Genomic DNA, 20660 nt, shown 5'->3' with positions numbered 1-20660 from the left:
CGGGCGCTTCTTGCGTTTCGGCTCAGTACCAGTGCGGGTCGCGTGCCTGCCAGGTGTTCCACGCATTGCACGGGGTGCCGTAGACCGATTGGATGTACGCGAGACCCCAGTCGACCTGGGTGTTTCCGTTCGTCAGCCAATCTGCCCCGGCAGTCGCCATCTTCTCTGCGGGCAGTGATTGGGGAATACCGTAGGCGCCGCTCCACGGGTTCAGCGCGTCAGCGCGCCAATCGGACTCGCCCGTCCAGAGCGAGACGAGGCACGAGAATTGGTCATCGCCCCACCCATACGCTGGCAGCACCGAACGGGCGTGCGCCTGAGCGCCGGCGGGATCCACGACGACCGAGCCGCCGCCTGATCCGCCGGAGCCTGATCCGCCGGAATCGCCTCCGCCTCCGTTTGAGCCGCCGCCTGCGCCGTCATTCTCCTGCTGCTCCTGCAGTTGCCGCGCGGCCTCCTCGCGCGCACGCTCCTGTTCGGCGGCCTGCTCGGCGACCTGCACGCCGATCTGATAGCGCCGCTCGACATCGGCGGTGGTGCCGCGCAGCGACGCCAACTGCGCGTACATCGTGTCGCTGCGTTCGTCGGCGAGGGCGACAGCCTGCTGCGCCGTGTGCGCTGCCGCTGCGGCATCGGCGGCGGCAGCATCGGCGGCCTGGGAGAGGCGCTCGCGTTCTGCCGCAGCATCGGCGGCCTGCTCGTTCAATGAGGCGGCGGTATTCACTTGCGATTCCGCCCGCTCGGCGATGCCGTTCCAGGTGCCCGACACCTGTGTCGCCATCCCGATCTTCGCCATGAAGTCTTCGGGGTTCTGCGCGTCAGCGAGCGCGCTGGCACTCGCAAGCCCCGTACCGTTCGTGTACAGCCACGACACCATGCGTCCGAGTGCCTCATCGTTGTCGGCGAACTCATGCTCGGAAGCGGCGATCTGCTGCTGCAACGACGCTTCCTTCGCTTGTGCGAGCTGCAGGTCGTGGTTCGCCGCCCTGGCGGCTGCCGTAGCATCGGCTGCCGCCGCGGTCGCCGTGCTGGCCTCGCCTTGCGCCCGCTGGAGCGCACGCTGCAGCGTTGCGTACTCGGCCTGGGAATCGGTTTCCGACTGTTTCGCCGCCTGAACGTCTTCCCAAGTCGGGTAGTCATCGGTGCTCTGCTCCACCGCAAGGGCCGGAAGAGTGCCGGTGACGATGATCGCGGCCGCGAGCGCGGCTGCCGCGGTGTGGCGGAGGAGACGGGGGCGACGCATGGAGCCCAGGGTAGACCTTCAGGCTGAGGCCTACACCTTTCTCAGGAGCACCTTCTGCACCCGGTGGTCCGATTCCTTGCGGAGCACGAGACTGGCGCGTGCGCGTGTCGGTCGGATGTTCGCGACGAGATTCGGCTCATTGATGTTGTTCCAGAATTCGTCTGCCACCGCGACGGCGGCGTCATCGTCGATCGAGGCGAAGCGCTTGAAGTGCGAACTCGGGTTCGCGAACGCGCTTTCGCGCAGTTGCAAGAAGCGATGCCGGTACCAGCGTTGGATATCGGCTGTGCGCGCGTCGACATAGACGGAGAAGTCAAAGAGGTCGCTCACTGCGAGCGGATGATCCATCGACGCGGGCTGCAGCACGTTGAGGCCTTCGACAATGAGAATGTCGGGGCGTCGCACAACGGTGAACTCATCGGGCACGATGTCGTAGACGAGATGGCTGTAGTGCGGTGCACGCACCTCGGCGACGCCGGCTTTGACCTGGGAGACGAATCGCAGGAGCGCTCGGCGGTCGTAGGATTCGGGGAAGCCCTTGCGATGCGCGATGCCGCGCCGCTCGAGCTCGGCGTTGGGGTAGAGAAACCCATCGGTCGTGATCAGTTCGACCTGAGGGGTCTCCGGCCAGCGGGCGAGCAGATCGCGCAAGATGCGCGCGACGGTCGACTTGCCGACGGCGACCGAACCGGCAATGCCGATCACGAACGGGCTCGGCTGCTCATCCGCGCGCTGCAAGAATCCGCGGGTGCGCTGGTGCATCTCGCGTGCGGCGATCGCGTACTGGTTGATGAGCCGGCTGAGCGGCCGGTACACCTCGGAGACCTCGGCCAGGTCGAGGGGCTCACCGAGCCCGCGGAAAGCCGCGATCTCGCCCTCGGTGAGCGGCATCGGGGTCTCGCCCGCGAGCCGCGCCCACTCGTCGCGATCGATCTCGGTGAACGGCGAGGTGAACTCGGGCCGCACGAGGGTGTGGGTATCCGTGGAGACGTCGCCACCGCGAGGCGTCAAGGTGTTCTTGGTCATCGTGCATCAATGGTGCCACTAAACTAAGGCCCATGTGTGGAATCGTCGGATATGTCGGCCCTAACGACACCGTTGAAGTACTGCTCAACGGACTGCGTCGCCTCGAGTACCGCGGCTACGATTCGGCCGGAGTCGCAGTCGTGGACTCCGCCGGAACGCTGTCGGTGCGCAAGCGCTCGGGCAAGCTCGCCCGCCTCGAAGACCTGCTGGAGGCCAGCCCGCTCGATGCGGCGGGCACCGGTATCGGACACACCCGTTGGGCCACGCACGGCGGCCCGACGGATGTCAACGCGCACCCGCACCTGGGCGACGACGGCAAGCTCGCGCTCATTCACAACGGCATCGTCGAGAACTTTGCCGAGCTGCGCACTGAGGTGGAGGCCGCTGGCGTCGAACTCCTGAGCGAGACAGATACCGAGGTGGTAGCGGCGCTGCTGGGCGTAGAGGTCGCTCGCCAGGGCGATCTCGAAACCGCGTTCCGCTCGCTGGTCGGGCGCCTGCACGGCACCTTCACCCTGCTCGCGATGCACCGCGATGAGCCCGGCAAGATCGTCTCGGCTCGTCACCATTCGCCGCTCGTCGTTGGCCTCGGCGACGGCGAAAACTTCCTGGGCTCGGACGTCGCCGCATTCGTGTCGTCGACGCGTCGCGCCGTCGCCGTGGGCGAAGATAACATCGCCATCATCACGCCCGATGAGGTGCGGATCACCGACTTCGCTGGGAACCCGGTCGAATTCGACGAGTTCGAGGTCGAGTGGGACGCGGAAGCGGCTGACAAGGGTGGCTGGTCGTCGTTCATGGCGAAGGAGATCACCGAGCAGCCCGACGCCGTCGGCAACACCATTCGCGGGCGCCTCTCGGCCGCCGGCGTCGACATCCCGGAGCTCACGGCGTTGGGCGACGAACGCCTCGCGAACATCGAGCGCATCATCATCATCGCCTGCGGTACCGCCGCGTACGCCGGTCAGGTCGGCGCCTACGCGATCGAGCAGTGGGCGCGCGTGCCCGTCGAGGTGCAGCTCAGCCACGAGTTCCGCTACCGCGACCCGGTGCTCTCCGACCGCACGCTCGTGATCTCGGTCAGCCAGTCGGGCGAAACCATGGACACGCTCATGGCCGTCAAGTACGCCCTCGAACGCGGGGTCACCACGATCTCGGTCTGCAACACGCAAAGCGCGACCATTCCGCGCGAGTCGGATGCCGCCGTGTACACGCACGCCGGGCCCGAGGTCGCGGTCGCCTCGACCAAGGCGTTCGTCGCGCAGATCACGGCGCTCTACTTGATCGGGCTCCACCTGGGTCGCGTCCGCGGAGCGCTCTCGGCTGAAGACCAGGCCCAGGCCGTCGAGCAGTTCGAGGCACTGCCCGCAAAGGTCGCCGAGGCGGTCGACACGCACGATCAGATCGCGCAGCTTGCGCACTGGATGGCCGACACCCGTTCGGTGCTGTTCCTGGGACGTCACGTCGGGTTCCCCATCGCACTCGAGGGCGCGCTCAAGCTCAAGGAGATCGCTTACATTCACGCCGAGGGCTTCGCCGCCGGCGAGCTGAAGCACGGGCCGATCGCGCTCATCGATCACGGTCAGCCGGTGTTCGTACTGGTGCCGAGCCCGCGCACCTCGCCGCTCATGCACTCGAAGGTCGTCTCGAACATTCAGGAGATCCGGGCGCGCGGCGCGCGTATCATCGCCATCGTGGAGAAGGGCGATACCGCCGTACTGCCGTACGCCGATGACGTGGTCCGCCTTCCGCTGGCAGATGCATTCTTCGAGCCGCTGCTGCAGGTCGTTCCGCTGCAGTGGTTCGCGCTCGAGCTCTCGTCGGTGAAGGGGCTCGATGTCGACCAGCCGCGCAACCTCGCGAAGTCGGTCACGGTCGAGTAATCGAAGTACCCGCGCCGAACGAGATTCGGTGCGGGGCGTGTGAGGAGCAGGTCATGATTCTCGGGATCGGGGTCGACACGGTCGACATCGCCCGGTTCGAGCGCACGCTCGCGCGTTCGCCGAAGCTGCAGGATCGCCTGTTCACGGTCGGCGAGCGCGAGCGTCCGCTGCATTCACTCGCGGCGCGTTTCGCCGCGAAGGAGGCGCTCATCAAAGCGCTCGGCGGTTCGGGCGAGCTGCGCTGGCACGACATGGAGATCACGCGCGAGCGGGATCGCCCCCCGCAGTTCGTGCCGAGCGAGCGATTGCAGCGCGCGCTTGCTGAGCGTGGTGCCGGGCTGCCGCATGTCTCGATGACGCACGACGGCGGGTTCGCGACGGCGTTCGTCGTACTCGAAACCGCGCCCACTGCCGGAGTCGCGGAGTGAGCGCGCAGCGCACTGTCGAGACGCGGCACCCCGATGACCCCGACGCGATGCACGACCTCGGGGTGCAACTCGGGCGTGTGCTCCGCGCCGGCGACCTCGTCATTCTCACGGGGCCGCTGGGCGCGGGGAAGACCACGTTGACGCGGGGGATCGGTGAAGGGCTCGGAGTGCGCGGCCCGGTGCAGAGCCCGACGTTCGTGCTCGCTCGCACCCATCCCTCCCTGAGCGATGGCCCGCCGCTCGTGCACGTCGATGCGTATCGTGTGCGCGATGCCGAAGAACTCGACGATCTCGACCTCGACTTCGAGGGGGCCGTCGTGGTTGCCGAATGGGGGGCCGGTGTCGTCGATACGCGGTCGCACTGGATCGAGATCGTGATCGAGCGCCCGGTCGGAAGCGCCGACGATGATGGATCGGGTGACTCGGCTGGCGCTCCGCCTCAGGACTGGTCTGAGACGCTGGTCGAACCTCGAACGGTGACGATCTCTGCGTGGGGTGCCCGATGGGCAGAAGGAGTGCTGCAATGAGCGAGGTCGCTCCGGAACTCGGCGAACACGTGCTGCTCGCCATCGACACCGCGATCGGCACGAGTGTGGCCGTGGGGGCGGCCGGCCGGGTCACGGTGGCCTCGAGCGATGACGCGCGCGGTCACGCCGAAGCCATCGGACTGCTGCTGGAACGGGCATTTGCCGAATCCGGCGTCTCTCCTGCCTCGGTCACCGGCGTCGTCGCCGGGATCGGGCCCGGTCCGTTCACCGGCCTGCGCGTCGGCATCGCCGCCGCGCACGCGTTCGCGACGGGGCGGCGCGTGCCGCTGCTTCCCGTGCAGGGGCATGAGGCGGTGGCGCTTGAGGTCTTGGAGCAGGGGGCTGCTTCGAGCCTCCGCGTGGTGCAAGACGCCCGTCGACGCGAGCTGTTCGTGACGGAGTTCCGTGCGTTGGACTGGGCCGGAATTCCCGAACCGGTCGCGGGGCCTCAGCTCTGGACTCGCGCGGACTTCGCCGAGCAGCCGGGTGACGTCTGGCCCGAGCGCATTCCCGCGGCGTCGCTGGTGCGTCTCGCCGCGCGCCGGCTCGCGTCGGGCCGGGCATTCGACGACGATCGTGCGCGATACCTGCGGGCTCCGGATGTCGTGCAGCCCGGTGCCCCGAAGCGCGTGTCGACGTGACGAACGGCGATCCGGCACCCCTGGTGATGCGCGACGCGACCCTGGAAGACGTGCCGCAGATCTGGGCCCTCGAGGCCGAGGTCTTCGGCGCGGAGGCCTGGAGTGAATCGATGATGCGGGAGGAAGTCACCGGTGACCACCGCACCTACCTCGTGCTCACCGATGCCGGGGGAGCGGTGCGCGGCTACGCCGGGCTCCTCGCCGTGGGAACCGAAGCCGATGTGCAGACGATCGCGCTCTCGGCGTCTGCGCGTGGCGCGGGTGACGGGCGCCGTTTGATGAACGCACTGCTCGACGACGCCGATGCGCGTGGCGTTCGAGAGGTCTTCCTTGAAGTGCGCGCGGACAACCCGGTCGCGCAGCGGCTGTACGTCTCACTCGGGTTCGCCGAGATTGGTGTGCGCCCCCGCTACTACCAGCCAGATGGCGTGGATGCCGTCGTGATGAAACTTGAGATGCGGCACCGCGAGGGCCGCACGAACGGAGAGGCGGAACGGTCATGACGGTGCACGAACCGCTCGTGCTCGGCATCGAGACGAGCTGCGACGAAACAGGCGTCGGCATCGTGCGCGGGCGCACCCTGCTCGCAAACGCTATTGCGTCGTCGATGGATGAGCACGCGCGATTCGGAGGCGTCGTGCCCGAAGTGGCGGCGCGTGCGCATCTCGAAGCCATGACGCCGACGATCGAGCGCGCACTCGCCGATGCCGGTGTGCGGCTCGATGAGCTCGATGCGATCGCGGTGACCTCCGGCCCCGGGCTCGCGGGTGCGCTGATGGTCGGCGTCTCCGCGGCGAAGGCGCTCTCGATCGCGCTCGATAAGCCGCTCTACGCGGTGAACCATCTCGTCGGCCATGTCGGCGCCGACCTGTTGCACGGCGAGGGACTGCGCGAAGCCGTCGGCGCGGTCGGAGAACTCGAGCTGCCGACCATCGCGCTGCTGGTGTCGGGCGGGCACACCTCGCTGCTGCTCGTGCGGGATCTGGTCGGCGACGTCGAACTGCTCGGGGAGACGATCGACGACGCAGCGGGGGAGGCCTTCGACAAGGTGGCGCGCCTGCTCGGACTCCCGTATCCCGGTGGCCCGCAGATCGACCGGGTCGCCGCTGACGGCGACCCGAACGCGATTCGTTTTCCGCGCGGCCTCACCCGCTCCAAAGATTTGGAGCGTCACCGCTACGACTTCTCCTTCTCGGGGCTGAAGACCTCGGTCGCGCGCTGGGTCGAGCAGCAGGTGTCTGCCGGAGCCGAGGTTCCCGTCGCCGATGTCGCGGCGAGCTTCCGCGAAGCGGTGGCAGACGTGCTGCTCACGAAAGCGATTGCCGCGTGCCACGATCTCGGCGTACCCCGCCTGCTGCTCGGCGGAGGAGTCGTCGCGAACGCACGCGTGCGAGAAGTTGCGGCAGAGCGCGCGGCGGCTGCGGGTATTCACCTCCGCGTGCCGCCCCTCTCGCTGTGCACCGACAACGGTGCGATGATCGCGTCACTCGGGGCACAGCTCGTCGCGGCCGGGCATGCGCCCTCGGGGCTCGGGTTCGGGGCGGACTCGACACTGCCGGTGCAACAGGTGCAAGTCGGGTGAATGGCAGTCGGCGACGAATTTCGTCGTCGTGCCCGCAGGAAATGCGTGCATCAGTCGAACCTGAGCGTTATCTTTGAAGAGCGAATTGGGGAATACGCCTCATCGATGCTTGATCGAAGGAGAATCATGTCCGACAACCTGCCTGGCAACGAACCCGCTGCGGGCCCGGTGCCGCCCGCCGCTCCGAACGCATCATCGGTGCCTCCGGCTCCGTCCGCGCCCGTTGCTCCGGGAGTGCCGTCCTACGCCGGAGCTCCGGTGCAGAAGAAGGGTCTGGCGCTCACCGCGCTGATCCTGGGCATTCTGAGCCTCGTCTTCTCGTGGGTGCCGATCGCTGGCGCTGTGGGCGGCATCATTGCGCTCATCCTCGGCATCGTGGCGCTCCGCAAGGGGCAGTCCAAGGGACTGTCGCTGACCGGCATCATCACCGGTGCTCTCGCACTGATCATTGGTGCGATCGTGACGATCGGATTCTTCGTCGCGCTGAGCCTGGGTCTGGGCGCTGCTCAGGAGTGCCTGAACGGGGCTGACACCGTCGAGATCGCGGGTCAGACTGTCTCGTGCTCGAGCATCGACTCGTCGGCATACTAAACCGCGACTCCGCGAATGGCCCCGGAAGCTTCGGCTTCCGGGGCCATTCGCGTCTGCGGCAGACGCCTGCAAGCAGCGCTCGTCAGCAGCGCTCGGTCAGCAGCGTGATGTGCTTGCCGGCCGCATCGCGCGTGAGCACGAGTGTCGCGCTGCGATCGCCTCGGAGTTTCAGCCGCGTGCGCAACTGCGCGGGGTCGATGTCGGCTCCGCGCTTCTTGATCTCAAGTCTTCCGATACCGCGAGCCGCGAGCTCGCGCCGCAGATCTTTCTCGCGAGACGGCAACGTATCGAGCACGCGGAAGGACTGCACGAACGGTGACGCAGTGAGCGTGTCGCTGGTCAGGTAGGCGATGTGCTCATTGAGCATCCCGGCACTGAGCTCATCGGCAACGGCTCCGATGAGGCGCGCGCGAATCACCGCACCATCGGGTTCGTGCAGGTAGGAGCCGAGCGTGCGCCCCGGTGCATCGGGAGCATCCGCCGCCGCTGTGAGTTCGTGGGTCTCGGCACCGCGATGCAGCAGCGCGGCACGCTTCACGCCCGTGCGGGCCGCACCGCCGAACCACAGCGCGGTTTCGACGACCTGCCCGTCGACCGAGACCCATTGCGCCTCGGCATCGTCGGGGATGAGGTCACGGTCGAGCCCCGGCCCCAGCTTCACACCGACAGGCAACCGGTCTGCGAGGCCGAATGCGAAGTCGAGGGACGGCGAGTAGTCGTCGGGGGAGGCGATGCGGCGGGTGTCGCGATGCCCGGCGGTGCGACGAGCCGGATCGAGAAAGGCGCCGTCGGCGCGATCGAGAGAGAATTGCGTCGCATCCCCGCAGAACACCTCGGGTTCCGGTGCCCCGGTGCTGCGGGCGACGACCCCGAGGTTCGCTGCGGCGAGCCGCGCGGTGAACGGATCGAGTTCGACGGCGAGGGGCGAGATGCCTGCCTCGAGGAGCGCAATCGACTCCGTGCCGATCCCGCACCCCAAATCTGCGACCCGAGTGCACCCGGCGTCGCGGAATCTGGCGGCGTGGCCGCGAGCAACAACCATGCGGCTCGCCTGCTCGAGGGCGGCAGGGGTGAAGAGCAGGGACCGCGACAGCTCGCCGAACTTCGCGGACGCCTTGCGCTGCAGTGCGCCCTGAGTGAGGACCGCGGCGACGAACTCGGGGGTAGACCCGGCGGCGCGCAGACGACGGTTGAGCGAATCCGCGGTCTCGCCGGCTTCGAGGGCGTCTCCGACCAGCGCGAGCGCTTCGAGGCCGTCCGGGGTGAGCAGAGCGTCCCAGCCCGGCAGGGCGGTGGCAGCAGTCGGCCCCGGGACTGGATCCCGGGGCCGGTGCGGCTCATGAGCCGATGCGTGCATGCGGCTCAGTAGCTGTAGGGGTCGTACCCCGAGTCGAACCCGGAGAACGCGGCTCCGAGCGACGCGATCATCGTGATCACGAAGCCGACGTACAGCACGACGAAGAGGGCGACAAGTACGAAGTAGGCGTAGCCGATGATCAGCCCGGTGAGTGCGATGCCTCGACCGGCATCGCCTGTGCGCTTGATCTGGCTCAGGCCCATGTGGCCGAACACGATTGCCGCGACCGGCGCGATGAACGCGAGGATGATTGCGAGCAGCGCGAAGGTGTTCGTCTGCGCAAGCGTGGTCGCCGTCGACGCGGGCACGGGCTGCCGGTACGGCTGCGCGGCATACCCCGTCGGCGCTCCGTAGGGCGCCGCCGCGCCGATGGGGGCGGTGGGCGCCTGCGGGAACGGTTGCGTCGGCGCGGCAGACTGGGTGAGATCGGGGAGCGGGGTCGTCGGCTGCTCCGGGTACTGGGGTGTGGACATTGCGGCTCCTCCAGAACGATTCGGTGCGACGGACCCGTCGAGGCGCCATCGCGGGCGTACTCCACATTGTAGGCGCGGCGTTCGCTGTCGGCGATCCTGGCTGACACGGTTGGCACTCCCCTTGCACGAGTGCCAACCGGAGCCATAGACTCGAACCTAGACGCGCTCGCATGGGGTGAGCGCGAACTCACTTTCAGACATTGGAAAGAGGTCAACCGTGTCGGTCGCCATCAAGCCGCTCGAAGATCGAATCGTTATCAAGCAGGTCGAGGCAGAGCAGACCACTGCTTCCGGTCTCGTCATTCCCGATAGCGCCAAGGAGAAGCCCCAGGAGGGCGAGGTCGTCGCAGTGGGCCCGGGCCGCGTCTCCGATGCAGGCACCCGCATTCCGCTCGACGTCACCGTGGGCGACGTCGTGATCTACTCGAAGTTCGGCGGCACCGAGGTCAAGGTCGGCGGCGACGACTACCTCGTGCTCTCGGCTCGCGACATTCTCGCGGTCGTCACGCGCTAAATATCGCTTTTCGGGCAGCGGCCCCGATGATCCGGACGGATCGTCGGGGCCGCTGTCGTGTCGGGGGCGTCGGCGGTCGTAGACTGATTCGATGGGGCAGACGCGTGCAGGGCTCGGATTCGGTCTCGGCGCGTACCTCTGGTGGGGCGCATTCCCGTTCTACTTCGGCCTCATCGCGATGGTCGGTCCGTTCGAGGTGGTGCCGTGGCGCGTCGCCACGTCGCTGATCTTCTGCGCGCTGCTCGTCACCGCGACGCGCAAGTGGACTCAGGTACTGACGATCCTGCGCACACCGCGCCTGCTCGGCTGGTTCGCCCTCTCCGCGCTGTTCTTGTACGCGAACTGGCAGATTTTCGTGATCGGCGTCATGACCGGACACGTGCTCGAGACGGCGCTCGGCTACTTCATCAACCCGCTCTTCACGATCCTCATCGGCGTGATCGTGCGCAAAGAACGCCTGACCCGCTTGCAATGGGTCGCTGTGGGCATCGCCGGCGTCGGGGTGCTCATCGCCGCGATCGCCTACGGATCGTTCCCGTGGATCGCGCTCGGTATCGCGCTCTCGTTCGGCCTGTACGGTGCGGTGCACAAGCACGCGGGGGAGTCGGTCGACGGCATCACCGGCCTCACGATCGAGACGATCGTCACGCTGCCGATCGCCGCCGTGCAGCTCGCCATCATCGCCGCGACGACAGGGATCACCGCGTTCTCGTTCGGTGCCGATATCACCGTGCTCGTGCTGCTCAGTGGCATCGCGACCGCAGTGCCGCTGATTCTGTTCGGCGAGGCCACGCGGCGATTGCCGCTGTCGTACATCGGATTCCTGCAGTTCCTCACACCGATTCTCAGTTTCCTCTACGGCACGTTCGTGACGCACGAGGAGATCACGGTCGGGCGTTGGATCGGTTTCATCGGGGTGTGGATCGCGCTCGTGATCCTCATCATCGACATGGTGCGCACGCTGCGACGTTCGCCGTCGGCGCAGGTGACCACCGCCCCCATACCTTTAGACTGAGATGCAGCACGGGTGCCGCATCCGGCGACCCGCGAATCTCTGACAGACCCACTCCCAGATAGATAGAGGTTCCATGGAACAGCGTGACCCCTTCGCGTTCACCGGCCTGACCTACGACGATGTGCTGCTGTTGCCGGCGCACACCGACGTCATCCCGAGCGAGGCGGATACGTCCACCCAGCTCACGCGGCGCATCCGCCTGAACATCCCGCTGATCTCTGCAGCGATGGACACGGTCACCGAAACCCGCATGGCGGTGGCCATGGCGCGCAACGGCGGCCTCGGCATTCTGCACCGCAATCTCTCGATTCAAGATCAGGCCGAGATGGTCGACCGGGTGAAGCGCAGCGAAGCCGGCATGATCACGAACCCGGTGACGACGTCGGTCGACGCGACGGTGGCCGAGGTCGACGCGCTGTGCGGCGAGTACCGCGTTTCGGGGCTGCCCGTCGTCGATTCGAACGATGTGCTGCTCGGCATCATCACGAACCGAGACATGCGATTCATCGACCCGAAGGATCGCTCGCAGGTGCGGGTGGCCGATGCCATGACGAAGATGCCGCTGATCACCGGCCCGCGTGGCATCTCGCGCGAAGACGCAGCAGCGATCTTCCGGCAGCACAAGATCGAGAAGCTGCCCCTGGTCGACGGCGAGGGGCGACTCACCGGGCTCATCACGGTCAAAGACTTCGACAAGGAAGAGCAGTACCCGCTCGCGACCAAAGACGAGGCGGGTCGACTTCGCGTCGGCGCGGCCGTCGGCTTCTTCGGAGATGCGTGGAAGCGCGCGGGCGCGCTGGTCGATGCGGGCGTCGACGTGCTCGTCGTCGACACTGCGAATGGTGACAGCAAGGGCGTGCTCGACATTATCGCCAAGATCAAGGCCGACCCGGCGTTCGCCGCGGTCGACGTGATCGGCGGCAACGTCGCGACCTACTCGGGTGCGAAGGCGATTGTCGACGCCGGCGCCGACGCGGTGAAGGTGGGCGTCGGGCCCGGCTCCATCTGCACCACGCGCGTTATCGCGGGCGTGGGCGTGCCCCAGGTGACCGCGGTCTACGAGGCTGCGAAGGCCGCGACGCCGGCCGGCGTGCCGGTCATCGCCGATGGCGGGCTGCAGTATTCAGGCGACATCGCGAAGGCACTCGTTGCGGGCGCATCATCGGTGATGATGGGTTCCCTGCTCGCGGGCACCGACGAAAGCCCGGGCGACCTGGTATTCGTCGGGGGCAAGCAGTTCAAGAACTACCGCGGCATGGGATCGCTCGGCGCGCTGCAGACGCGCGGCGAGCGCACGTCGTACTCCAAAGACCGCTACTTCCAGGCCGACGTGCCGAGCGACGAGAAGCTGATTCCCGAGGGCATCGAGGGCCAGGTGCCCTACCGCGGCCCGGTCGGTGCCGTCAGCCACCAGATGATCGGCGGGCTGCGGCAGTCGATGTTCTACGTGGGTGCGCGCACCATCGTCGATCTCAAGGAGCGCGGCAACTTCGTGCGCATCACCGCAGCGGGGCTCAAGGAATCGCACCCGCACGATGTGCAGATGGTCGTCGAAGCGCCGAACTACAAGCGCTAAGCCGTACACGTCGCGGGCCCGGGTCGGATTCGATCCGGGCCCGCGACGTATCCGGCTGGATCGCCGACACGCGTGGGGGCACTGCGCCGAGGGTGAACCGGCGGGTGAAGTTCCGAATCGGCACTGCTGCAGCGGCGTCCGTTTCACTAGGCTCGCGCTCATGGTTTTTTCTCAGGAAACGCATCCGACGTTCAGATTCGCGTGGCGTCGATGGAGCGGCGCGATGCTCGCGTGTGCGCTCGTCACCGGTCTTGCCGTGTCGGCGATCGGAGCTCCGGCGCCGGCGCACGCGGTGAGCGATGCGGATCCTGCGACCACCACACCGATCGCCGAGGCGCTCGACGCCCCGGTCGAGGGGGCGATTCCAGAAGACGCGGCTCCTGCGGATCCTACTCCGTCGACCGAGACGGTGCCCGAGGTCGAATTCGCTGCACCAGGCGTGTCGTTGTCGCCGGCCAGCATCGAGCTCGGAGACGCCGCGGTCACCGTCGCCGTGCAGATCGCCTATGCGCCGGGTGATCCCGCAGCCGATCGTGAACCATTCAGTGAACTGCGCAACGGCACTGCGGTGAAGTCGGTCACGGGGTGGCAGCGGTCGACGGGAGAGACCGGTGAACTCACGTGGACGACATCGGTGACGTTCGACGGCAGCGACCGAATCGGGGTCTGGACCCTGACGGGCCCTGACCCGCTGCTCACCGGAACGATCATGGCACTGCCCGAGATGCTGCGCGCCACCGCCGCGCCGACCGTTTCAGGTACCTTCGCGGTGGGCTCGACCCTGCAGGCGACCTCAGGTACCTGGGCACCGAGCGTGCCGCAGGCGCCGAACGTTGCACTGCAGTGGCTCCGTGGCGGCGAGGCGATCCCGAATGCGACCGCGGCGACGTACACCCTGACGGCTGCGGACGCTCAGGCGAAGATCAGCGTGCGTGCCACGGCGACGCGCGCAATTCCGGGGGTCGACATTCCCGTCACCGCGGTGTCGGTCTCGGCAGAGCGCACGATCGGGGTGGGGCAGACGCAGGCGGGCCAGGTCGCCATCAGCGGCACCCCGCAGATGGCGCAGGAGTTGACCGCGACGACATCGGGATGGGCGACGGGTTCGGCGCTGAGTTACCAGTGGAAGCGCGATGGGGCAGTGATTCCGGGTGCGACGCAGAACCGCTACCGGCTCGTCGCGGGTGACGTGAATCGTGCCATCTCGGTGACCGTCACCGGGCGACTGGCGGGTTACGCGGACGTCTTGCGCACCTCGGCAGCTTCGAAGGCCGTTATGCCGGCTGCACTCCGCACCGCGACCCCGAAGATCACAGGCACCGCGGTCGTCGGAAAGACGTTGCAGGCGAGCGCTGGCACCTGGACCACCGGGGCCAAGCTCACCTATCAGTGGAAGCGCAACGGTGCTGCGATCCGCGGCGCGACGAAATCGTCGTACACGCTCGTCGCAGCCGATGGCGGCGCGAAAGTGACCGTGACTGTGGCGGGGACGTTGGCGGGATACCGGAGCGCGAACGCGACCTCCACAGCATCGACGGTGCTGCGCCTGCTGACCGCCGCGACGCCGACGATCAGCGGCGCAGTGCAGCCTGGTTCGACCGTCACCGCGCACGTTGGGGCGTGGAAGCCAGTCGCCCCAAAACTGACGTACCAGTGGTTGCGTAACGGCACCGCGATTCGAGGCGCGACCGGAGCGAGCTATCGTCTGGCGGCTGCCGATGCCGGAACGCAGATCTCGGTTCGCGTGACCGGAACGAAATCGGGATACCAATCGGAGACACGCACGTCGGGAGCGAAGCGCGTTCCCCAGACGATGCTTGTCGGAACACCTCGGATCTCGGGCAACGCAACCGTCGGGTCGAAACTCTCCGGATCGGCGGGTTCGTGGACCTCGGGCGCGACCCTGCGCTATCAGTGGTATCGCAGCGGCATCGCCGTGCGGGGCGCCACCGGTACGAGCTACTCGGTGGGAGCCGCCGACGTCGGGCACACCATCACCTGGTCGGTCGCCGGTTCGAAGAACGGGTACGTCTCGGCGTCGCGCACAACCGCGCCGACGCGCACAGTGGGGTATCCGTCGCGCGCGCCATCCACGAGTGGAAACTGCCCGTCATGGGCTCCGATCAAGGGCAATGCGAGTTCGAAGATCTATCACCTGCCGAGCGGAGCCTATTACTCGCGCACGAAAGCGGAGGAGTGCTTCTCGACGGCGCGCGCGGCCGAGCAAGCGGGGTATCGGGCGTCGAAGCGTTGATACGGGGTGCGGCGGGTTCGCATCAGCCCGTGGGTGCGGAGCGAGGCCGGCATGGGCCTGCCGCGCTCGGCGCGTTCAGCCCGCTCCAGATAGACTGATCGGGTGAGCAACGAGATCGAGATCGGGCGCGGCAAGCGTGCACGCCGCGTGTACACCTTCGATGAGATCGGCATCGTGCCCACGCGGCGCACGCGCGATCCTGAACTCGTCTCGACCTCCTGGTCGATCGACGCGTTCCACTTCGACATTCCGGTGCTCGGTGCACCCATGGACTCCGTCATGTCGCCGGCCGCGGCCATCGCGCTCGGTGAGCTCGGCGGCCTCGGAGTGCTCAACCTCGAGGGCTTGTGGACGCGTCACGAGAACCCTGAGCCGCTGCTTGAAGAACTGGCGCAGATCACCGACGAGCGCGCCGCCATCGCACGCATGCGCGAACTGTACGCCGCGCCGATCCAACCCGAACTCATCACGGCACGACTGAGCGAGATTCGCGAAGCCGGCGTCACGGTCGCAGGTGCGCTGTCACCGCATCGCACCGCCGAGTTCACCGATACCGTCGTCAAGGCTGGTGTCGACCTGTTCGTGATCCGCGGCAACACGGTTTCGGCGGAGCATGTCTCCGAAGAGGGGCGCGAACCGCTCAACCTCAAGGAATTCATTTACGAACTCGATGTACCGGTGATCGTGGGCGGCGCAGCGACCTATCAGTCAGCACTGCACCTCATGCGCACCGGAGCCGCGGGCGTGCTCGTCGGGTTCGGCGGGGGAGCCTCGTCGACGACGCGCGCCACGCTGGGGATTCGGGCTCCAATGGCAAGCGCGATCGCCGATGTTGCGGGCGCTCGCTCCGATTACCTCGACGAGTCGGGTGGCCGGTATGTGCACGTGATCGCCGACGGCGGCCTCGGCACGTCGGGCGACCTGATCAAGGCGATTGCCTGCGGCGCAGACGCCGTCATGCTCGGTGCCGCACTGGCAAAGGCCTCGGATGCTCCCGGCCGCGGGTGGCACTGGGGGCAGGAAGCGCATCACGAAGATCTGCCGCGCGGCAAGCGCGTCGCGGTCGAGCCGGTGGCTCCCCTGGCCGAGATCGTGAACGGCCCCGCGCACGTCGCCGATGGGAGCGCGAACCTCGTCGGTGCGCTGCGCCGGGCGATGGCGACGACCGGCTACTCGGAGCTCAAGGAGTTCCAGCGCGTCGGCGTCGTATACGCCGAGCGCTAAGCGAGCATTTTGGCACGCAGTAAGCCGGAGTACCTGGGCGAGCCGACGCTCGCTCAGGTCATGTGGCGACCGCGCTGGATTCTGGCACTGCTGCTCGCGCTCGGCATCGCCGTCGCTTTCGCCGCGCTCGCGCAGTGGCAGGCGGGGGTCGCCGTGCAGAATCAGACGCAGCAGCAGGTGGATACCGAGTCGGTGCGTCCGCTGTCAGAGGTCACCTCGTTCGACCGAGGCGTTACCGACGCGGGGGCCGGGGTCGTCGTGCAACTCGACGGAACATTCGTGCCCGAAGACTTCTCTGTGGTGTCTCCACGCGATAACGACGGCCGCACCGGAGCCTGGGTCGTGGGGCACCTTATCACCAGCGGCGAGCACGCCGAGGCAGGCGCGAGTCTGTCGGTGGCGGTGGGGTGGGCGCCCAGCGCCGACGACGCGCGACGCATCGCCGAGGAACTGTCGGGTGATCCCGCATTCGCTGCCACCGCATCGCTCACCGGGCGATACATGCCGCCGGAGGGGCCGCAGGTGCCGGATCGCGATGAAGATCCACAGACCCAGCACACCATGGTGCCCGCCGCGCTCGCCAATCAGTGGCAGGTCGTCGACGGCCCCGTCTACTCGGGGTATCTGGTGCTGCACGATGACTCGGGCTCGCGTCCGTTGCTCGACGCAGCCGGCCTCGATCCTGTCGATTCGGTCGCGCCGCTGCCGGCCGAGACCGTCAACTGGTTGAACGTCTTCTACGCGATCGAATGGGTCGTGTTCGCCGGGTTCGCCATCTTCTTCTGGTACCGCCTCGCGCGGGATGCGTGGGAGAAGGAACACGAACTCATGCTGCTCGAAGCTGGCGCAGACGCCGAATCTGACTCCTAACCCCTCCTCCGACGTCGTGCGAGCGGTGTCAGAGGCCCGCCGTAGAATGGATCCCATGCAGTTGCAGCCCAAGCCCGCCGATTTCCCGCGCATCCGTAAAGCGCTGAGCTTCTACAAGGTCACCTCGGTGATCACCGGCGTCATGCTGTTGCTGCTGTGCGCAGTCATGGTGATGAAGTACGCGTTCAACGTGCAGCTGTTCCTTTTCACCCCCGACGGGTTCGCGCACTTCTACGAACTCGCTCCCGAGGGGCTCGAATCCGACTTCCAGGCGAACGGGTTCGATCTGTTCAAAGCGATTCTCATCGCCCACGGCTGGTTCTACGTCGTGTACCTGATCTCCGACTTCCTGCTGTGGAGCCCGATGCGCTGGGGCTTCGGCAAGTTCCTGCTCATCGCTCTCGGCGGTGTGATTCCGTTCATGTCGTTCTTCCTCGAGGCACGCATCGTGCGCCAGGTGAACGGCACCCTCGCAACACTCGGGAACGCGACCGACTCGGCCGCCGGCCCCGCCTCGACCTCATCCGCTGCGGCCTCGTCCGCGACTTCCTGAAAGGCTCACTGGAGCGAACATGACGATTCAGTCGGAACAGCCGGGGCACCGCCCCGTACTCGTCGTCGATTTCGGTGCGCAGTACGCGCAGCTGATCGCGCGACGCGTGCGCGAGGCCGGAGTGTATTCGGAGCTCGTACCTCACACCATCACCGCGGCAGAGGTGCAGGCGCGCAACCCGCTCGGCATCGTGCTCTCGGGCGGGCCGTCATCGGTCTACGAAGCGGGCGCCCCGTCATTCGATGACAGCGTCTTCGAGCTTGGCGTTCCCGTGCTCGGCATCTGCTACGGCTTCCAGGTCATGGCCCGTGCACTCGGCGGCACCGTCGGCAACACCGGCGACCGCGAATACGGAGCCACCGATGCGACGCTCGTCGGCGACGGCGGCGCGATTCTCGGCGGCCAGCCGGCGGAGCAGAACGTCTGGATGAGCCACGGAGACGCCGTGCAAGAGGCCCCCGCGGGCTTCGAGGTGCTCGCGAAGACGGCCGTGACCCCGGTCGCTGCTTTCGGTTCGGCCGAGCGCAAGCTCTACGGCGTGCAGTGGCACCCGGAGGTGAAGCACTCGGATCACGGCCAGAAGATCCTCGAGAACTTCCTGCACCACGTCGCGGGTATCGCTCCCGACTGGAACGCCGGCAACGTCATCGCCGAGCAGATCGAGCTCATCCGCAAGCAGGTCGGCAACGCACGCGTCATCTCCGCACTGTCGGGCGGCGTCGACTCCGCCGTCTCGACCGCGCTCGTGCACGAGGCGATCGGCGACCAGCTCACCGCAGTGTTCGTCGATCACGGGCTGCTGCGCAAGGGCGAGCGCGAGCAGGTCGAGAAGGACTACGTCGAGTCGACGGGTGTGCGCCTCATCACTGTGGAAGCCGCAGACACGTTCCTGGGTCACCTCGCGGGCGTCACCGACCCCGAAGAGAAGCGCAAGATCATCGGCCGCGAATTCATTCGCGCGTTCGAGCAGGTGCAGCGTGACCTGGTCGCTGAGGCCAAGGCCGAGGGCGAACCCATCAAGTTCCTCGTGCAGGGCACGCTGTACCCCGATGTCGTCGAGTCCGGCGGCGGCTCGGGCACTGCGAACATCAAGTCGCACCACAACGTTGGCGGCCTGCCTGAAGACCTCGACTTCGAGCTGATCGAACCGCTGCGCGCCCTGTTCAAAGACGAGGTCCGCGCGATCGGCCGTGAGCTCGGTATTCCCGAAGCGATCGTCGGCCGCCAGCCGTTCCCCGGCCCCGGCCTGGGCATTCGCATCGTCGGTGAAGTCACCCGCGAGCGCCTCGAGGTGCTGCGCGAGGCCGACGCGATCGCTCGCGCCGAGCTGACTGCCGCGGGCCTCGACAACTCGATCTGGCAGTGCCCGGTCGTGCTGCTCGCCGACGTGCGCTCCGTGGGCGTGCAGGGCGATGGCCGCACGTACGGTCACCCGATTGTGCTGCGCCCGGTCTCGTCGGAAGACGCGATGACCGCCGACTGGACCCGCGTGCCTTACGACGTGCTGGCCCGCATCTCGAACCGCATCACCAACCAGGTTCCGGAGGTCAACCGAGTGGTACTCGACGTCACGTCGAAGCCGCCGGGAACCATTGAGTGGGAATAAACGGCGAGAGCCCGGCTTCGGCCGGGCTCTCGCCGTTTGGTCCCGCTCTGATCAGCACCGTGTGGAACTCGGCCGCGTGCGCGGCCGAGTGGGAGTGAGCGTTTAGGGATTGCCCATTTCTGGGCAATCCTCGCTCACTCCGGGACCGTCGCGGTCTCGGCCGCTCGCAGAGCGGGAAGGTGAGAGCCCGGCTTCGGCCGGGCTCTTCCCGTTTCTGCGGTCGGAACCGCCCGCGGCCCGATCGACCACTGGCCCACGAATGCTCCCTTGCTCACCGAGCCCCTCTGAAGTGCGCGTGCACATGGCAGGGGCTCGGCGAGAAAGGGAGCATTCGGCGTTCGGAGCTCCCGCCCGCACGCACGAAAACGGGCCCGGCGCCGAAGCGCCGAGCCCGTTCGAGTGCGATGCGAATCGCTAGTTGTTGCCGCGCAGAATCGCGAGGATGCGCAGGATCTCGACGTACAGCCAGATCAGCGTCACCATGAGGCCGAAGGCCGCCGACCAGGCCCACTTCTCGGGCACGCGGTTGCGCACGCCGTTCTGGATCAGCTCGAAGTCCATGACCAGCGAGTAAGCGGCCAGCAGCACGGCGAGGCCGCCGATGACGACGCCCAGCGGAATGCCGAAGATCGTTGCACCGCGCATGCCCCACGGATCCTGGTTGACGCCGGTGAGCATGAGCACGACATTGACGACAGAGAATGCGAGGTAGCCGAAGATCGCGACCATGAAGATCTTGTTCATCTTGGGGCTGGTGCGCACCTTGCCGCTGCGGAAGAGCAGCAGCGTCACCGCGAATACGGCGAGCGTGCCGATCACTGCCTGCGAGACGATACCTGGCCACTGGCCCTCGAACACGCCCGAGATGCCGCCGAGGAAGACGCCCTGGAACACTGCGTACAGCACGATGAGGGGCACGCTGGGCTGCTTCTTGAACGAGTTCACGAGGCCGAGCACCAGGCCGATGATCGCGGCCGGGAGCGCGAGCGCCGGAACGAACCAGCCGACCGCACCGAATGCGAGCACGATGACGAACAGCAGCACGGTCTTGGAGATCGTGTTCTCGTAGGTCATCGGCTTGTCGGAGGGCGCGACCACGGGAGGCTGCTGCGCCCCGAAGCCGGCGTCGGTGGCGGGCGTATCGACACCGGGGCGCTGCGTCTGCGCAGCGGGCTGGTCGTAAATGCGGCGCAGCTCGTCAGCGGTAAGTGTCTTACCGTTGAGTGCGGGGTTGTTACTGAGAGCCGGATTGCTCATGCGTCGGAATCCTTTCCAGGCGTATGGGACACGCCCAGTC

The 20660-nt window shown here is 67.2% G+C and carries 20 protein-coding genes; 15 read left to right on the top strand and 5 right to left on the bottom strand.

The window, feature by feature from the left end:
- Positions 1-22: 22 nt before the first annotated feature.
- Together AMS67_RS07975 and coaA are read right to left on the bottom strand one after the other, a co-directional pair.
- Positions 23-1243 carry a coiled-coil domain-containing protein gene (locus AMS67_RS07975; protein ID WP_053386921.1) on the bottom strand — a complete coding sequence of 407 codons (1221 nt, stop codon included), beginning with the start codon at positions 1241-1243 and terminating at the stop codon, positions 23-25.
- Between the two features lie 30 nt (positions 1244-1273).
- A complete protein-coding gene (gene coaA, locus AMS67_RS07970) occupies positions 1274-2269 on the bottom strand; it encodes a type I pantothenate kinase (protein WP_082305386.1) in 996 nt (331 codons plus the stop codon).
- A gap of 32 nt (positions 2270-2301) precedes the next feature.
- Here coaA and glmS point away from each other — a divergent pair, with 32 nt between their 5' ends.
- The 7 genes from glmS (at position 2302) to AMS67_RS07935 (ending at position 7921) form a co-directional block, all read left to right on the top strand.
- Positions 2302-4152, top strand: coding sequence for a glutamine--fructose-6-phosphate transaminase (isomerizing) (glmS, locus tag AMS67_RS07965; RefSeq protein WP_053386920.1), 1851 nt, complete (start codon positions 2302-2304; stop codon positions 4150-4152).
- A gap of 53 nt (positions 4153-4205) precedes the next feature.
- Complete coding sequence (locus AMS67_RS07960; RefSeq protein ID WP_053386919.1) at positions 4206-4580, top strand: holo-ACP synthase; 375 nt, start codon at positions 4206-4208, stop codon at positions 4578-4580.
- Positions 4577-5107, top strand: coding sequence for a tRNA (adenosine(37)-N6)-threonylcarbamoyltransferase complex ATPase subunit type 1 TsaE (gene tsaE, locus AMS67_RS07955; RefSeq protein ID WP_370726588.1), 531 nt, complete (start codon positions 4577-4579; stop codon positions 5105-5107). Before AMS67_RS07960 ends, tsaE begins: the two co-directional genes overlap by 4 nt.
- Positions 5104-5748: a tRNA (adenosine(37)-N6)-threonylcarbamoyltransferase complex dimerization subunit type 1 TsaB gene (gene tsaB / locus AMS67_RS07950; RefSeq protein ID WP_241488027.1), complete on the top strand. Its 645-nt coding sequence runs from the start codon at positions 5104-5106 to the stop codon at positions 5746-5748. Before tsaE ends, tsaB begins: the two co-directional genes overlap by 4 nt.
- A gap of 26 nt (positions 5749-5774) precedes the next feature.
- Positions 5775-6251, top strand: coding sequence for a ribosomal protein S18-alanine N-acetyltransferase (gene rimI / locus AMS67_RS07945; RefSeq protein WP_053387029.1), 477 nt, complete (start codon positions 5775-5777; stop codon positions 6249-6251).
- A complete protein-coding gene (gene tsaD, locus AMS67_RS07940; RefSeq protein WP_053386917.1) occupies positions 6248-7330 on the top strand; it encodes a tRNA (adenosine(37)-N6)-threonylcarbamoyltransferase complex transferase subunit TsaD in 1083 nt (360 codons plus the stop codon). The genes rimI and tsaD overlap by 4 nt, the downstream gene beginning before the upstream one ends.
- Positions 7331-7456: 126 nt before the next feature.
- Positions 7457-7921, top strand: coding sequence for a hypothetical protein (locus AMS67_RS07935; protein ID WP_053386916.1), 465 nt, complete (start codon positions 7457-7459; stop codon positions 7919-7921).
- A gap of 82 nt (positions 7922-8003) precedes the next feature.
- Here the strand turns inward: AMS67_RS07935 and AMS67_RS07930 are convergent, their stop codons facing one another.
- Complete coding sequence (locus AMS67_RS07930; protein WP_162230834.1) at positions 8004-9278, bottom strand: class I SAM-dependent methyltransferase; 1275 nt, start codon at positions 9276-9278, stop codon at positions 8004-8006.
- Positions 9279-9283: 5 nt separating this feature from the next.
- Entirely contained in the window at positions 9284-9751 is a 468-nt protein-coding gene (locus AMS67_RS07925) for a DUF4190 domain-containing protein (protein WP_053386915.1), read from the bottom strand.
- A gap of 217 nt (positions 9752-9968) precedes the next feature.
- Here AMS67_RS07925 and groES point away from each other — a divergent pair, with 217 nt between their 5' ends.
- The 8 genes from groES (at position 9969) to guaA (ending at position 19363) form a co-directional block, all read left to right on the top strand.
- The gene (gene groES / locus AMS67_RS07920; protein ID WP_053352827.1) at positions 9969-10265 is read left to right on the top strand and encodes a co-chaperone GroES; all 297 of its coding nucleotides are present in this window, start codon (positions 9969-9971) and stop codon (positions 10263-10265) included.
- A gap of 91 nt (positions 10266-10356) precedes the next feature.
- A complete protein-coding gene (gene rarD, locus AMS67_RS07915; RefSeq protein ID WP_053386914.1) occupies positions 10357-11280 on the top strand; it encodes an EamA family transporter RarD in 924 nt (307 codons plus the stop codon).
- Between the two features lie 73 nt (positions 11281-11353).
- Positions 11354-12856 carry an IMP dehydrogenase gene (gene guaB / locus AMS67_RS07910; protein ID WP_053352829.1) on the top strand — a complete coding sequence of 501 codons (1503 nt, stop codon included), beginning with the start codon at positions 11354-11356 and terminating at the stop codon, positions 12854-12856.
- A 160-nt stretch (positions 12857-13016) separates the two neighbouring features.
- Positions 13017-15110, top strand: a complete 2094-nt coding sequence (locus tag AMS67_RS07905; protein ID WP_156316578.1) for a sunset domain-containing protein — start codon at positions 13017-13019, stop codon at positions 15108-15110.
- A gap of 102 nt (positions 15111-15212) precedes the next feature.
- Complete coding sequence (locus AMS67_RS07900) at positions 15213-16334, top strand: GuaB3 family IMP dehydrogenase-related protein (RefSeq protein ID WP_053386912.1); 1122 nt, start codon at positions 15213-15215, stop codon at positions 16332-16334.
- A 9-nt stretch (positions 16335-16343) separates the two neighbouring features.
- Entirely contained in the window at positions 16344-17204 is an 861-nt protein-coding gene (locus AMS67_RS07895) for an SURF1 family cytochrome oxidase biogenesis protein (RefSeq protein ID WP_241488026.1), read from the top strand.
- Positions 17205-17259: 55 nt separating this feature from the next.
- Positions 17260-17757, top strand: coding sequence for a DUF3817 domain-containing protein (locus AMS67_RS07890; RefSeq protein WP_053352832.1), 498 nt, complete (start codon positions 17260-17262; stop codon positions 17755-17757).
- 19 nt (positions 17758-17776) lie between these two features.
- Positions 17777-19363 (top strand): glutamine-hydrolyzing GMP synthase, encoded by a 1587-nt coding sequence (gene guaA, locus AMS67_RS07885; protein WP_053386911.1) that lies wholly within the window; start codon positions 17777-17779, stop codon positions 19361-19363.
- Positions 19364-19777: 414 nt separating this feature from the next.
- Here the strand turns inward: guaA and AMS67_RS07880 are convergent, their stop codons facing one another.
- The gene (locus tag AMS67_RS07880; RefSeq protein ID WP_053386910.1) at positions 19778-20620 is read right to left on the bottom strand and encodes a Bax inhibitor-1/YccA family protein; all 843 of its coding nucleotides are present in this window, start codon (positions 20618-20620) and stop codon (positions 19778-19780) included.
- Between the last annotated feature and the right edge of the window lie 40 nt (positions 20621-20660).

This window comes from Leucobacter japonicus (assembly GCF_001273855.1).
Lineage (GTDB): Bacteria > Actinomycetota > Actinomycetes > Actinomycetales > Microbacteriaceae > Leucobacter > Leucobacter japonicus.
The sequence above is the reverse complement of the archived record's forward strand: the minus strand, read 5'-3'. Positions and strand labels throughout refer to the sequence as shown.

Excerpts from the sequence above, each read along its gene's own strand:
- guaB (WP_053352829.1), top strand. The coding sequence starts at position 11,354 with ATGGAACAGCGTGACCCCTTCGCGTTCACCGGCCTGACCTACGACGAT.
- AMS67_RS07935 (WP_053386916.1), top strand. The coding sequence starts at position 7,457 with ATGTCCGACAACCTGCCTGGCAACGAACCCGCTGCGGGCCCGGTGCCG.
- AMS67_RS07880 (WP_053386910.1), bottom strand. The coding sequence starts at position 20,620 with ATGAGCAATCCGGCTCTCAGTAACAACCCCGCACTCAACGGTAAGACA.
- AMS67_RS07925 (WP_053386915.1), bottom strand. The coding sequence starts at position 9,751 with ATGTCCACACCCCAGTACCCGGAGCAGCCGACGACCCCGCTCCCCGAT.
- AMS67_RS07960 (WP_053386919.1), top strand. The coding sequence starts at position 4,206 with ATGATTCTCGGGATCGGGGTCGACACGGTCGACATCGCCCGGTTCGAG.
- guaA (WP_053386911.1), top strand. The coding sequence starts at position 17,777 with ATGACGATTCAGTCGGAACAGCCGGGGCACCGCCCCGTACTCGTCGTC.
- rarD (WP_053386914.1), top strand. The coding sequence starts at position 10,357 with ATGGGGCAGACGCGTGCAGGGCTCGGATTCGGTCTCGGCGCGTACCTC.
- tsaD (WP_053386917.1), top strand. The coding sequence starts at position 6,248 with ATGACGGTGCACGAACCGCTCGTGCTCGGCATCGAGACGAGCTGCGAC.
- AMS67_RS07905 (WP_156316578.1), top strand. The coding sequence starts at position 13,017 with ATGGTTTTTTCTCAGGAAACGCATCCGACGTTCAGATTCGCGTGGCGT.
- glmS (WP_053386920.1), top strand. The coding sequence starts at position 2,302 with ATGTGTGGAATCGTCGGATATGTCGGCCCTAACGACACCGTTGAAGTA.
- rimI (WP_053387029.1), top strand. The coding sequence starts at position 5,775 with ATGCGCGACGCGACCCTGGAAGACGTGCCGCAGATCTGGGCCCTCGAG.
- coaA (WP_082305386.1), bottom strand. The coding sequence starts at position 2,269 with ATGACCAAGAACACCTTGACGCCTCGCGGTGGCGACGTCTCCACGGAT.
- AMS67_RS07975 (WP_053386921.1), bottom strand. The coding sequence starts at position 1,243 with ATGCGTCGCCCCCGTCTCCTCCGCCACACCGCGGCAGCCGCGCTCGCG.
- AMS67_RS07890 (WP_053352832.1), top strand. The coding sequence starts at position 17,260 with ATGCAGTTGCAGCCCAAGCCCGCCGATTTCCCGCGCATCCGTAAAGCG.
- AMS67_RS07930 (WP_162230834.1), bottom strand. The coding sequence starts at position 9,278 with ATGCACGCATCGGCTCATGAGCCGCACCGGCCCCGGGATCCAGTCCCG.
- tsaB (WP_241488027.1), top strand. The coding sequence starts at position 5,104 with ATGAGCGAGGTCGCTCCGGAACTCGGCGAACACGTGCTGCTCGCCATC.